Raw genomic sequence first — 14,186 nt, forward strand, 5'->3', positions numbered from 1 at the left:
GCTTGTAGCTAACGGTCAAGTGTCGCGTAGGCAAGGGGAATTTCACCCCGATCCTCTCACAGAATGGTACGTGATAGTCTCCCATCATACCGCACTTCATTGTCATAAATTGCCTTGTATTCGATACTTTACTTTAATAAGAAATATATTGGCTTATAACCTCCCATATAGGCAAAACTAGAATAAAAATCTAAATTCATACTATCCATTTTGATTTTCCCAAAGGCATTAATTGCTTTAGTTATGTCAAATGTTATAGCAGTCTCCTTTATTAATTGAATTATTTCACTTTCTGATTTAAAGGTTCTTTTCGATATTGGTTCATTAGGTTGATTAATCTTATCCAGTGGAATTTCATATTCCAATTGTTCATTCGCGTCAAAGTCAAGGTTTAGCCATAAACAGTCAGGTTTATGGCACAATTCCCAAAAATTTCTAACTAAAGGGATTCCTCCAATTATAGGTATTCCTAGAGATTTCCCTGATTTCGCACCAAAAATTATTTGGTGACTTATTTTTAAAACAAGAATATCTGTCTCGGGAGTTACAAGTTTTGGTCGTCTGGGATATAAACCAATTATCTTAAATTCATCATGTTTATGAATCAATTTAGAGATACTTCCTCCTTCACGGGTCATCCAAGGAAAAATGGGCACTACGAAATTAAATTCTTTTTCAAGAATATTCTTTAAAATTGGGACAATGGTAAGCTCTACCGTATGTTCTCCTACAAAACTTGTGGCCTTTGACATTACAATTAGTTAAAATGCTTTCAATTTTTACAACAAATGACTAGAATCTGTTAAGTTTAGATTTACGTCCAAACTGAGGCTAGCGGCGGGATATTTTGTAATCCTTTCATCGGAGAGGCAGGCAATGCCGCACTTTCCCAACTCATCAGAAGTAGCATTTAATTTAGTTGTAAATTGATTGTTCAATAAAACAAAAAATCTTTGACACAAAAACACCCTAGTTCAGGGTATTTTTGTAGATAAAAGTGAAAAAAGTGAGGGGGAAGGGGTGTTTTTTTGGTTGTATTAGGATCAATCTAGTCCTTAGCCCTGTGCGTCTTCCCTTTCGGATACCTCGTATCTAACCTGATCTACTTTGAATACTTTCACACTTATGCATCCAACTTTATCGTCGTTGAAAATTGCCAAATTAGAGCCTGAGGGGTTCATGGAACTTTGGTACTGTACGCCATCAAATCCAAGTACAGATTTAATGTATTCACATAGGTACTGCGTAGGTAGGTAGTCAAAGTCTGAATCCTTTTTCCGAATGGGTTTAGAAAGTTCTTCGCTTAATTTCATCAAAAACCCTCTAAAGCGAATAAATTCCACCAAATCAAATCCCAACTCTTGGATTTCAACCGGGCCCAGAAATTCAATTCTCTCCAGGGAAACCACATTTAAGTTATCCATTGCCTCAAACTCCCCTAAAAAGATCTGCTCATGTAGCCCTGCCCTCGATTCGTAATAGGTTGTTTCAGGATCAGTTGCCAAATACAAATAGGAGATTCCAAGTGGGTTTGCTCTTCCTGCACTTGCTTTTTCTTTAGGGGGTTTGCCCATCTGGCTGATATCAATATTATCCTCTGAGATCCTCGCTCGATAATATCGATTTCCTTTAGCATGGGTTCTCACAAGCAACTCAAGGGTTGTTCCGATAGAATCCCAATCTAGTTCTTCAGAAAGAAAGAATCGATTTTGATATTTCAATTCGCCAGTCAGTTTTTCCCATCGACTGTTTAAATCCAATTCAAAATCCTGTATGGATTTATTAAAAAGTGGAAGAAAAACTACTTTACTTTTTATTAGGTTAGAATCCAATATTTCGTATTCCTCAAATACCTTTTCAAATACAGCAGGTAGGATAGTTTTTTGGATTTTCGTCAAATCAAATAAACTGGGCCAATAATCCAAGATATGATCAATTAAGTCTATGCCTTCTTCCTCATTATCTGCTGGACTATACAAGGAAAGTAGATTTTCGAGTTTTTCACCTACAAATGATAGTGGAACAAGAGGAACATTTATCCTTGAAGTATAGGGACAGTTACCATCGGCACTTACCATCGTCCCAATTAAAAGAATCGAGGGATCCAGAAAAATATCAAGAGCACAAAATTTCATTTCATCACCGATTGCATTAATTCTATATGGTGCATCATGGATAACTTTTTAATTACGCCAAGACCTGGGTAGGCTTGAGTTCGATAATACTCTTTAAACTTCGAAGTCGCCATAGTTTCAGCGATTCTATGAGTTTCTACAAACCTGACCAGTTTGGTCAAAGCCTCATAAAACTTACCGGCAGTATCACTATCATCTTGATTGCTATCAGATAGAAAATGGCGAATTCGAATATCGCCAGACACAGAATCCAAATAGGTTAAGTGAATTACGACAGCATAGGGAAGTCTCCCACCTTCTATAAAATCAGAACCAATAGTGAGATAATCACCATACCCAGCATAGCCCTCATCTAAAAAATAGAGGTAATCATTTGAGAAAAACTCATCTTCCAAGTCCAGATAGTCTTTATTTCTTAATTGCCTATTGAATGGATCCGCCAGAAGGGAAGATGGTATTTTCCTAAACTTTCTTCGTAAGGCAAGTACCTGATTCACATGAATGATGTTAGCAAACAACTGGCTTCCTTCCGTATAATGGACAATTTGATCCACTTCGGGAATTTGCTTCAAATGAATCAAAGAGAAAGGATTACCAGACCAAGTTCTATTAGTTCTAAAAGAATGTAAAGCCTGGAAATCACTAGTATTTTGAATTAAAAAAGTTGGAATCAAATTATCAGTACCATAAGACAGTTCTTGAATGGAGATAAATTTTAAAACTTCATCCGTATTATCCTTCAAGTCACCATGTTGAGGATTGACTATTAGTTGGACTTTTACCCCGATAATTTTTAATGCTTTGGCAGCAGTAGCTACCGAATTAAGATTTTTTTTAAGAGGCTCAACTATTGGAGAAACCTTATTAGCATCCAGAGGAAGGGACACCAATTCACGCAGTGCAATCAATTCAAATTGCTTTCCTCTCAAAAACGGAAAATACATCAGATCATAAGGTTATATCCAAACTATCAATTAAGTGAATATAATCTTTTTCTTTGATATTTTCTGAATAGCAAAAGAATTTCAGCCAAGATGGAATTTGATCTGATTTGATCAATTCATTAGTCACTGGATTGATTCTTTTTTTGATGATCCCCAAATACTTATTTTGAACTTCAGTACACGGGTAGTCTCTTACTATTTGCTGGCAAGTTTTAAACAGCTTTACAGGAGTTGCTTCAGGTATTTCTCCAGAGAGTCTAGTAGCAAGCAGGATCAACTCATCTTTGCGTAAGGACTTAACCATCACATCCACATCCAACCTGTTGATATCCGGAGTAGCCTCTTTATAGTTCAAAATCCGGTTTTTCTCTGAGAAACATAATAATCCAATTTCCTCAGCAATGACAGCTGCATATTTCTCAGCCTGATTTTCATGCACTACTAAGTAAACTTCAGAGAAGGCCTTCTTGTAGTCCTGAATCTGGGTGGTTAGTCGATTGGGTGAATCCAACTCTGTCTTGATTTCAAATACCTTGTTTGTTCCATTGACCAGAACTGCATCAGCTATTGACTTACCGACCTGGAACTCGTTTAACAAAATGGAGCTCTTCATGGAATATTTCTTCAGCACATAATCATTGAGAAGTGTGGTCTTGAATAAATATTCGTGGCGATAATTTTGCAGTAATTCCTTGTAGCCGATATCCAGTATTCCTCTTAGCGTATGCCCCTTGATGTCACTATTCAGGGTGGATTGAAGGATTTTCACAAAGCCATTCTGCTTCTCGCCGGGCTTGCAAAGATTTCGGAATGAGGCATTGGAATACAATCCTGCCAGGAGTTTAGGATCAGAAAAAGTAACAGGGGCGGTTTGAACCATGACACAAAGCTAATTGAGAATTAGGTTTACAAATTACCATTGAGCAAAAAAGAGTCCATTTTAACCGGTGACTTGAGCTGCACAGGAAATCAATGTACTAGTCTACAATTTATTCATCTGTTCTATCGTAGTATCAATCAAAGAAGGAATTGTGCCGTTTTCAATATCCTTATACCTGACTACTTTACCACTAAACACATCTACAGCAATGCAGAATGACGCATTTACAAAGTATTCCCTGGAATAGCAGGCATCCAAATATCTATAGATCATATCAGCAAACATGCCTAAATCATATAGATGAAAACCTCCCTTTTTTGCCACAAACCAAACCGCGCCAACCTCTTCACTTCCATTTTCAGAAAAACTAAAAACATGACTTGGTTTTGCCTCGATGGGTAGGCCGCTGATGTCTAATAATGCTTTTGTTTTTGGTTGTTTTTTAATATTGATTTCTGCGGCTGGTCTTATTGTCTGCAGATCAAAATCTTCAAAACTCGTGAGGATATCTATATTCCTTTGATATTGATCCTTCGTTTGTTTCCTCGTCGTTACTTTAAGTTTGTCCTGAATTTCCGCCACCTTCATTCCCAGCAAAGTTCTGTCATTATTCCTAAAGACATTACTAATTGCACTTACGCAACTTATCCAATAATCACCACCATCATCTGTAGGTGCTTTCATTTTTTCCTTTCTCAGATTCTTCAAAAAAGTGATCTTAGACCGATCCGTCTTAGCTCTGAAATCAATCAAATTTTTAATAGTTACCTTTTTCATCCGAGAGAATTGGGGGCAGGTGGATTTCCGGATTTAAGCCCGGATGGGTGATAAAAGTTGGTTGTTCGTCTTCTACTAAAAGGTTATTGCAAGAAAAGGTAAAAATCGAAACTTTATATACAATATATAGGGTGTTTTTAGCTGAAATCCAGAAAGTCATCCACATTTCTGGTTGAATAGCAAAGGAATTTTTATTCTTTTACTATAGGAATACGAGTACCAGTTTTGGAAATTTCTCCACAAAACAATTCCACAAAATCAAATTCGTTTTCGTCGGTAAGATTTTGTGTTATTTCCAAATTCACAGAAGTAGAACCAGGAACTGAATTACTAATTATGACAGGAAATACATTTTTAGGGTCATAAGGAATATTTCCTTTTTTTAAAGTTGGTGGAACTATGCCAGATGGGACATCATTAACTTTAACAATTAAAAGAGGCCCAGTAATCCCACCTACAACTTTTGCTGATGCTGATTTGAAACAACTCATAATATTTCGATTTTAAATGGTGAAAATAGTTGCTCTGCTAAAAGACTCTTACAAGAACAAGCAAATATTGAAGAAAATCCATACCCTGTACAGGGTATATTTCGCTGAAAAACAGAGAATTATTTGCATTTTTTACTAAAAATCGGTGAAGTTCTATGCTTTATGGATACGAACAGTAAAATGCTGATGCTTAAAGCAGTTAGAGATTGGTGCGCAGAGGGTGCCGTTAGATTAGCCTTGTACTAGGAGCAAGATCGGTCCATAAAGGGTGGTTTTTCACCTCACCCTCTATCGGGTTATTGCAGAATTGCAAACGCCGGGGTTAAAATATTGAGGCAGGCTGGCGAGTTCTATGCACCAGCCATTACACTAATTGAATAGCTAAATTGTAAAAATGGATACATACGGAAAAGGAGTTTATGAAGGTTGGGTAGGTGATCAAGGGGATTTGGCAGAAGGGCTTCGGTGAAGAAATCTAAAAACTGAATTAGCCCTCTGGGGTTAGTGCACAAAATTTTTGCAGCTATCTGACAATCAATGTCTGAGAAACAACTATTGATTGTATCCTTCTCTAAAAAACCCGAGTTTTATCTGATAATCAGAAAGGATGCTATGGATAAATTGAAACTGTTAATCGGAAAGCTTACACTAGCATTTACCGATGCCGATTTTCTGGTCAGTGACATAGTATATAAAATGGGGATTACAGGTGAACGTTTTGCTTTTTTCGCAGATACCAAAACCGGCCACAAAATTGAAAATCTCCGCAACTTTCTCCAAAAGTCCGATGGTGGTCCTGAAAAAGCTTTTCTGCCCTTGATAGAGAGACTTGACGAATTGCGGCAAGAAAGGAACAAATTGGTTCACTCCATTATCTTAAAATCCAGCACCGGGGAAGACTTTTATATCAGGCACCGCTATGTATTAAACAAAGAAAAAAGAGTGATGAGGGATCAAGCGACATTCGATCTGAAGGAATATGAGGAAACCCTACAAGAGTTATTGGGGTTGTGTAAAGAAATGACCGAATACTATTGGGGATTGATTCCTACTAAAATAAAGAACGGCGCAAGAGTGATCAGAAAAGGAGAGGCAACTACCTAGAAACAAGTTGATTACTATTCCGACGGAAAATCAACTTCAAAATGTCGGATAAAAACCATTATTTTTATGAATATGGAGTATTGGGAAGAAATAAACGGGAAGCTAAAACCTTGGATCGATGATAACCACAACACCACGGTAGTGGATCTCTTCGCGGGATGTGGCGGCCTATCGTTGGGGTTTGAGGCCAATGGATTCAAAACGATCGGCTATGAAATGGATGGTGCTGCCTGCGCTACCTATAACAGAAACCTGCTGGGAGAATGTATTCAGACCACACTCAGTCCCGAGTCAACGTATCCTAAAGCGGAAGTGCTAATTGGCGGGCCTCCATGCCAGCCATTCAGTGTAGGAGGCAAACAGCTGGGACTGAAAGATTCAAGGGACGGGTTTCCTATCTTTTTATCAGCAGTTGAACAGTTGAAACCCGAGGTATTGCTTTTTGAGAATGTAAGGGGGATGCTTTACAAAAATAAATGGTATCTAAAGGAAGTAATTGAAGCCTTGGAAGGATTGGGATATTACATTCAATATTCGCTCCTCAATGCAGTGAATTATGAAGTACCCCAAAATAGAGAACGTGTAATTGTAATCGGCTCGAAATCGAAAATTCATTTACCTCCAAAGGTGAGTAGAAAAATAAGTGCCGGGCAGGCATTGGGACAGATGGCCTTTCAGGTAGCGGAAAACTCTAAGTTTCTTACCGCCTCCATGGATCGCTATGTAGCCAATTATGAGAAAGCGTCCAAATGCATCAATCCCAGGGATCTTTATCTAGATCGTCCCGCAAGGACACTAACATGCAGGAATTTGGCCGGCTCCACAGGTGATATGCATCGCATCAGATTAAGCGATGGAAGACGTAGAAGAATTACCGTTCGGGAGGCAGCGAGGCTTCAGAGTTTCCCGGATTGGTTTGAGTTTGAGGGCACAGAAACTCAACAATATAATCAGATAGGAAATGCCGTGGCACCACATTTTGCCTATCATCTGGCAAGAACTGTAAAAAATCACCTAATCGGTAAGGAAAGCGGCAATCCTTATCCTGTAAATGAGAATGAGCAACTAGTTTTATTTGAGAATGAAGCAATATATCACGCCGGATAAACTGAAGACATTTGCTGAGAAACCTAAAGGGGTCCAACTTCTGATTCAGCAGGCGTTGTATATTTTAGATTCCTTTGGCATTCCCATGAATGCCACTCCCAGAAGGCTGGAAAGAATGGCTATTGCTTTTTTGGCTGCTGGGGATATTTCCAATAAAAGTGGATTTGGAAAAACCAAAGACCTGAGCCACGGATACTCCCTAAAAACCAGAGAGATCATTGAGTATGTCAACAAAAATTTTTCTGAAAAGATCAGTTCCGGATCTTATGACGACATCAGGAGAAAGGATTTAAAGCTACTGACAATAGCAGAGGTTGTTTTGCAATCAAGCCCCAATTCGGCGACGAATGATTCCACTAGAGGTTATTCTATTAATCCCAGCTATGGAGAACTCATTAGGGAATTTGGGTCTGATGATTGGGACTTAAAGGTCAAGGAAAGACTGAAAAACATGGTACCGCTGAGTGAAAAACTGATGCGGTCACGGGAAATCAAACGGGTGGAAGTTGTCTTGCCTTCCGGAGGGAAGCTTACCTTTTCGTCAGGCGAGCACAATGATCTTCAAAAAGCAATTCTGGAAGATTTCCTGCCGAGGTATGGATTTGGAGCAGAAGTGCTATACATAGGGGACACTTCAGACAAGTACTTATACCTGGAAAAGGAAAAGCTGGAGAAACTTAAGTTTTTCGAGTTGGCCCATGAAGAATTACCGGATGTGATCGCCTATTCCAAGGAAAAGAACTGGCTATACTTAATTGAAGCAGTACATTCATCCGGACCGATCAGCGAAATAAGATTACTTCAACTGAAAAATCTCACCTCTGAATGCACAGCTGGAATTGTATATGTGACTGCGTTTCTGAATAGATCCAAATTCCGTCAATTTATCGCGGATATAGCCTGGGAAACGGAGGTCTGGATAGCTGACAATCCGGATCATTTAGTGCATTTTAACGGGGATAAGTTTTTAGGGCCTTATAGCGGTGGCTTTTTACCTTAAGTCTGGTTAATAGCTTTCTCCCAATGCGAGAGTAAATTGAATTTGGTAATTCCCGGCTTAATCCATTTCTATTTTCTATCTGACAATGGGTGACGGCGATTTTTTATAAGCAAGAGGTGGGGTTTTCTTTGGGCTATGGAGAATATCAGATTTAACTACCGCTATAGGGATGCCCATAATTACAAGCAATTTGGCTCCCTGATCTTTTCGAATGCTACAGGAATAAGCGTAGATAAGGCCACTGCCCTACTCTTGCCGAAGTTGATCTCTGAGGAGTTTTTTGTCCCTGATGAGTGGGGGCTGCCCCGACTGCATGCCTCGCCCTATAACCCGGCTGTGGATCATGAGTGGCATGAGTTTGAGGAGTTTGAGTTGACGGATGAGTCGGCGGGAGATCTGGGTGATGTTGTAGGGTTTTTGGAGAGGCTCTCTCCACCCTCACTATAAGTTTATGTACTAAATCCGGAGTGGGACAAGAGAGTAAGTGCAGGAGGTGGAAAAGGGGCTTTGGAGGTAGTTTGTCATTCCTAAATTTCTCCATTTACCTGCATCGATAGCGTTGAGGCTTTTTTCTCTGATACTTTGATACTTTTGGGATCAAAAGTATCCAAAAATCTTCGCCCGAGGCTATGTTTCAAATCGGTTAAAAAATCAAGAAATTCAAAAGATTGATGACCGATTTGATTTTTGGGACTTCTCGCTGCCTAAAAATAGGCGGATCTCGCTCCATAGTCGCGAGCTAGCCAATTTTTTTAAGGCTGCTCCTGCGTCCCAAAAACCACATATCCCCAAGGGCATGCCCTAAACACTAAACCAAGGTGCTGAATCTGAACTGTCTTGTCTACGTAGTAAAGACAAAAGATCAGGTAAGCACCGAGCCGCCGTTCGTGTCGTCACGAACGGCTGACGTTAATTCTGACCGGCAGTCTGGAAACGAGCGCCACTCCCCCTTCAGCACCTATATTGTCATAGAAAATTGACTCGTCAAAGGGGGTATGGGGGATTTTGTAGATTTGCTTGTTTTGGAAAAGAGTGCGTAGTCCTAAGAGTAGCACTTAAATCATATAGGTCAACGGAAAGTCTAGCTTAACTGCCCTATTGACATGTTTCGATGGTGTTAATGTATTTTCTCTTTTGTCCTTTTGGCTCTTAAGAAACAAAACTAGCTATCCCCAGCAGGCATCAATTCCAAGCCTAATTTGGATGCCTGTCTTTTGAGATATGTTAGCTTCCGATCCGCATGGCTTTTCTCGTATTCTTCCAGAGATATGGGATTAAACTCCAACTGGCTACCTACCATGTGATAGAATATAACAGCTAGTTTTCTCGCAGTGGCCTTTGTGGCAAACAACGCCCCTCCTTTTGACTTCATCCTCCGATAAAAAGCTCCCAGATAATGGTCGCTTCTCTGGAGGGCAAAGGCCGCCATTCTAAATGCCTGTCCCGCCTTGTTTTTGCTCTTTTTCTTTTTGTTTTTCAACAGCTTCCCCCCGGATATCCGATTGTGGGGACAAAGATTTAACCATGAGGTGAACTGTCGTTCAGAAGGCCATTTGCTCATATCCACCCCAACTTCTGAAACAATCTCCATTGCACAGACTTCACTGATACCGAATATCCCGGTAAGATCCACGCCAACAATATCGGCAAGGTATGGGGTGGCATTAAAGCTGAACCTGTTCTTACTATATACTCTCCTTGGAATTTCTTGGCATTTGCCGGTTCCATTTTCGCCCGCCAGCTCCTCCATGTGTTTTTGGATCTGGGTATCGCAGTCGGTTATCTTTTGCTTGTATATCAGATTTAGTTCATAGGATTGCCGTAGTTCAAAGAGAGGCTCCACTTTCCGGGTTCCCTCCAGGGATAATACGATCTCCTCTTTCGAAGCCTTAACCCGGCCTACGGCCAATGAAGCAAGTCTCTCGGGATCCCGTTCTCCGTCAAGTATCGCGTTGATGATAAGCTGGCCGGATTTCCCCGTGATATCCGTAATCACATTGTGAAGTTTAATGTTGAGCTGCTCGAAGGCTTTTTGCATATGAAGTATCTGGGTAGAATACGCTTGGGGCAGATTCTTCCTGTGCCGCATGTAGCCACGGAGTGTTCTTATCATATCTTCCGGCTGAAAACTTGCCGATAGTAACCCATAGGAATGCAACTGCTGGATCCATTGGCAGTCAAGCACATCCGTTTTCCTTCCTGATACATTTTTAACATGCTGGGCGTTCACTAAAAAAACCTCAAAGCCATACTCTTCCAGTACCAGAAAAAGCTGCAACCAATAAATACCGGTAGACTCCATCGCCACTGTCTTGATATGGCATCCCTTCAGCCATTTTGCCAAGTCATGGAGGTCTCTGGTAAAACTTCCAAACCTTCTTACCGGGGATGTGGATCTATCTTCAGGAACGGCTACGAAATGAAAGGAGCCTCCAATGTCAATCCCTGCTGCATCGGGATTGATCATACTGACTTTTGCTTGATTTTTGGTTTTCATGATGCGGTAACGTTTGGATGGAACTTAAACGCCAAAGCCCAGCAGCTAACGAATAGTTATTCTCTTAAACGGGGTCCGAATTATCGGCCACCAATCTGATGTTCAATAGCGGCTGGAATCACACTTGACCACAGGATCTAGCACTAATCCAAAACACGATCTTAACTGCTTTGGCGTGTAATGATAATACGTATGTTTCCTCTAGTTGTGTCATTTTTAAAATGCCCTTCACTTGGCCCAAAAGGAGGGCTGAGCGTAAAATAAATGTCCAGTGGACATTTATAGCGAGGAGACAGGATGGCGGGCGGGGTCAAGACGCCTCCTCCCCTACACGCTGGCCCAAGCCTAAATTCTTTCACTGAAAGAATTTTTAACGGCTTGTCCTCACCCTCATGCCAATCGCACCCTCGTGCTGCGTCACTCCCAACGCGCCCTAAAAATAAACCTAGGTGCTAAAAACATGAATTCTCTTGTGTAGGTAGAAGAGGCGAAAGCTGAAGTAAGCACTATACACCGTAAAACGAATCAATGCCGTAGGCATGCGCTATGGGTAGCGCCGGGTTCCAACCCGGTGTTGAAAAAGTTAAAGGCAATTGTCTCCTGCCTACAGATTTAATGGCATAAGAGAGTTAGTGCTGGAGGTGGAAAAAGGGCTGTAATGTATTTTGTCAGTCCTCAATTCCTCTATGGACCCGAATCGCTAGCGTTGAGGTAGTTTTTCTCTGATACTTTTGAGGCCAAAAGTATCCAAAAGCCTTGCTGCAATAATGCTTCCCCCCGCTTACCAGCCGTCTGGCCCGCTATTGCAGCCTCCCCATGCGCCCTAAAAATAAACCAAGGTGCTAACTCGGTATTACCAATATTTTTTTGATACGCTTCAATTTTTTCAGGTCATCATAAAACGAGTCAACATACTCCCTGTCTTCACTCATCTCTGCGATGGTATTCCACCATTCTCTGCGTTTGTCATAACCGGTTTCGGTATCTATTCCTCCGAGCGGACCTACACGTAGGTCATCTTTCAACGAAATTACCTCAGGCATAGGAATATTCCGTAGTTCGATACTTCTTTTAAGGGAGAAGCCGGCTGAGTCACCGCCAGTGATGTGGACGAGATTTTTCATTTTACTTGTATTTGGTCTGGAAATTAGCACTTATCTAACTAGCCGTTGTCATTTCTGCATTGGTGCTCCCTGGAGGTAGAATAGCGTTGGGATATGAGTAGGTTTCGAAAACCTCAACCGTAAACAGCCTGGAACCCGCCTGTCTTAGGCTCCACTGTTTTCAATTGTGAAAAGTACACTGAAATTAATCCCTTTTTTCCCTTTACTTTTCCCACAAGCGTAAGTAACCTCTAATTATATGAGTTTTTATTTATTTTAATTCTAAATAAGAGCGGAAGCTATTGATGGTTTTCTTAGATTTGGCACTTTCTACACCAGCACGCACTTGTCAGGATGTTTACTAGGGACAACAAAACTTTCGAAGAACTGAATGCAAAGACTTTTGAAGCCATTTATTTTCAGTATTCTAAAAAGGTGTATCGGATTTGCTTGAACTATACGCAGAACGCTGAACTGTCCAAGGAAATGACTCAGGATATTTTCACTTCACTTTGGGAGCGGAAAGATGAACTAGTCATTACTGAGTCCTACGAAAAGTATTTGACCAAAGCCGCCAAGTTTCAGGTTTTCCAGTATTTCAGGAAAAAGGCAGTAGAAACGAAGTACCAAGAGCGTATCGAAGTTGACCTCTGCAATGAAAGCAACTGCACGGAAAACCAGATTTTTTACAACAGCCTCACAGATGAAGTTACTCAGATCATGGACCGATTACCTTGCCGCTGCAGGGAAGTCTTCGAAATGAGCCGGACTAAAGGGATGTCCAATTCACAAATCGCATCCAGTTTATTGATTTCGGTCAAGACGGTGGAAAAACATCTTACCAAAGCACTCTCAGTCTTCAGAAAGAGCCTGAAGGAATTCCAACATTGATCCACCAACATTTCTTTGTTGTCTTCCAGAATGAGGACATAAAAGTTTTTTTCATTCCGAGGTAGGGTAAACTCCAATCTTTGCTACTACTACAGTGTATGCGGTATCGCATTTGAAAAGCTTGGAATGAAGATCACAGAAAAATTACTCTTAAAATACCATCAGGGAGAATGCAGCCCAGCAGAAAAAGTAGCTGTGCAACAATGGCTAGAGGAGGAAGAGGAGACAGAAAATATTCTCCCTAGTAATCAGGAAGATGAAGTCGTGGCAGCTATCTGGAAAAACCTTTCTTCCCATATCAGTCCGGCTAAACCCGAATCAAAACCAATACAAATCCCCTGGCTGAGATGGGCCGCGAGCGTAGCACTTATATGCTGCATTGGAGTCACGCTATATTCCGGATTACTAAACAGTCTTTTCTCTACCAATACAACGTTTGAGGTGGCAGAAGGAAAACAGGGAAATGTCATACTAGCCGATCAAACTAGTATAGCCCTCAATTCAGGATCTTCTATTACCTATCCTTCCCGCTTCTCATTTTTTTCCAGAAAAATGGAAATGGGGCATGGCGAGGCCTTCTTTCACATTGCAAAAGACCCCAAGCGTCCCTTTATCCTAAGCGTGGGCGAAGCAAAAATCGAAGTGTTGGGGACCAAGTTCAATGTAAGTAACCATGCAGGGAAAAACAGGGTCACCGTCACTCTTACCGAAGGGAGCATTAGCTTCAGCGCATCGGGAAGGGAGCAATTACTCCTTCCGGGACAGCAACTTGTTTACCATAAAGAAACCGGACAAATCGAACTTATCCAGCAGATTGATACCGAACGGATCACTGCTTGGACACAGGATACACTCTGGTTTGAGGATACACCTATTCAGGAAGTTTTGGAGGTTATCTCCCGAAGGTTTGCTGTGAGATTTATAAACAGGGGCTATGAAGAACGTTCGTTTACCGGGAAGTTTAAACAGGAGAATCTCAATGAAATCATTCAGTTACTAAGTAAAACCACGAACCTCTCTTTCAGCAGGGAAAAGGCTGGGATTGCAGTACAAAACAACCAAGCACAAAAATCTTCTAAGTAAAATAACTAATTCCAATTGAGCCGGGTATGCGTCAACATACCCGGCAAACAGTTTCAATCCATCGAGTGGTCACCCAAACAAATTAAAACCTAGTGTAAATATGCAATTTAAACGATTAAGATTCCATGTGGGGATCGCCTTTTACCCCCTATTTCTAGCTGTATTTATATGCCC

Annotated in this window: 14 protein-coding genes; 6 read left to right on the forward strand and 8 right to left on the reverse strand. The window is 40.9% G+C overall.

Annotated features, from left to right (window positions below; genetic code table 11):
- Positions 1-128: 128 nt before the first annotated feature.
- From ID165_RS10570 to ID165_RS10595, 6 genes are all read right to left on the reverse strand, one after another.
- On the reverse strand, positions 129-752 hold the full coding sequence (locus ID165_RS10570; RefSeq protein WP_192350362.1) for a hypothetical protein: 624 nt from the start codon (positions 750-752) through the stop codon (positions 129-131).
- 303 nt (positions 753-1,055) lie between these two features.
- The gene (locus tag ID165_RS10575; protein WP_192350364.1) at positions 1,056-2,135 is read right to left on the reverse strand and encodes an RES family NAD+ phosphorylase; all 1,080 of its coding nucleotides are present in this window, start codon (positions 2,133-2,135) and stop codon (positions 1,056-1,058) included.
- On the reverse strand, positions 2,132-3,079 hold the full coding sequence (locus ID165_RS10580) for a sce7725 family protein (protein ID WP_192350366.1): 948 nt from the start codon (positions 3,077-3,079) through the stop codon (positions 2,132-2,134). Before ID165_RS10580 ends, ID165_RS10575 begins: the two co-directional genes overlap by 4 nt.
- Before the next feature lie 4 nt (positions 3,080-3,083).
- Entirely contained in the window at positions 3,084-3,959 is an 876-nt protein-coding gene (locus ID165_RS10585) for a sce7726 family protein (RefSeq protein WP_192350368.1), read from the reverse strand.
- Between the two features lie 102 nt (positions 3,960-4,061).
- A complete protein-coding gene (locus ID165_RS10590) occupies positions 4,062-4,736 on the reverse strand; it encodes a hypothetical protein (RefSeq protein ID WP_192350370.1) in 675 nt (224 codons plus the stop codon).
- Positions 4,737-4,927: 191 nt separating this feature from the next.
- Positions 4,928-5,227 carry a hypothetical protein gene (locus ID165_RS10595; protein WP_192350372.1) on the reverse strand — a complete coding sequence of 100 codons (300 nt, stop codon included), beginning with the start codon at positions 5,225-5,227 and terminating at the stop codon, positions 4,928-4,930.
- A 537-nt stretch (positions 5,228-5,764) separates the two neighbouring features.
- Here ID165_RS10595 and ID165_RS10600 point away from each other — a divergent pair.
- The 4 genes from ID165_RS10600 to ID165_RS10615 all read left to right on the forward strand — a co-directional run bounded on the left by ID165_RS10600 (position 5,765) and on the right by ID165_RS10615 (position 8,885).
- Complete coding sequence (locus tag ID165_RS10600) at positions 5,765-6,331, forward strand: hypothetical protein (protein WP_192350374.1); 567 nt, start codon at positions 5,765-5,767, stop codon at positions 6,329-6,331.
- A gap of 66 nt (positions 6,332-6,397) precedes the next feature.
- Positions 6,398-7,438 carry a DNA cytosine methyltransferase gene (locus ID165_RS10605; RefSeq protein ID WP_225587071.1) on the forward strand — a complete coding sequence of 347 codons (1,041 nt, stop codon included), beginning with the start codon at positions 6,398-6,400 and terminating at the stop codon, positions 7,436-7,438.
- On the forward strand, positions 7,413-8,438 hold the full coding sequence (locus ID165_RS10610) for a BsuBI/PstI family type II restriction endonuclease (RefSeq protein WP_192350376.1): 1,026 nt from the start codon (positions 7,413-7,415) through the stop codon (positions 8,436-8,438). Before ID165_RS10605 ends, ID165_RS10610 begins: the two co-directional genes overlap by 26 nt.
- Before the next feature lie 135 nt (positions 8,439-8,573).
- The gene (locus tag ID165_RS10615; RefSeq protein WP_192350378.1) at positions 8,574-8,885 is read left to right on the forward strand and encodes a hypothetical protein; all 312 of its coding nucleotides are present in this window, start codon (positions 8,574-8,576) and stop codon (positions 8,883-8,885) included.
- Positions 8,886-9,600: 715 nt separating this feature from the next.
- Here the strand turns inward: ID165_RS10615 and ID165_RS10620 are convergent.
- Positions 9,601-10,935: an IS110 family transposase gene (locus ID165_RS10620; protein WP_192350380.1), complete on the reverse strand. Its 1,335-nt coding sequence runs from the start codon at positions 10,933-10,935 to the stop codon at positions 9,601-9,603.
- 842 nt (positions 10,936-11,777) lie between these two features.
- Entirely contained in the window at positions 11,778-12,059 is a 282-nt protein-coding gene (locus ID165_RS10625; protein ID WP_192350381.1) for a DUF1835 domain-containing protein, read from the reverse strand.
- 333 nt (positions 12,060-12,392) lie between these two features.
- Here ID165_RS10625 and ID165_RS10630 point away from each other — a divergent pair, with 333 nt between their 5' ends.
- Both ID165_RS10630 and ID165_RS10635 read left to right on the forward strand, forming a co-directional pair.
- Positions 12,393-12,929: an RNA polymerase sigma-70 factor gene (locus ID165_RS10630; protein ID WP_192350383.1), complete on the forward strand. Its 537-nt coding sequence runs from the start codon at positions 12,393-12,395 to the stop codon at positions 12,927-12,929.
- 126 nt (positions 12,930-13,055) lie between these two features.
- Complete coding sequence (locus ID165_RS10635) at positions 13,056-14,012, forward strand: FecR family protein (RefSeq protein WP_192350386.1); 957 nt, start codon at positions 13,056-13,058, stop codon at positions 14,010-14,012.
- Positions 14,013-14,186: the final 174 nt, after the last annotated feature.

Source organism: Algoriphagus sp. Y33 (genome assembly GCF_014838715.1).
Taxonomy (GTDB): domain Bacteria; phylum Bacteroidota; class Bacteroidia; order Cytophagales; family Cyclobacteriaceae; genus Algoriphagus.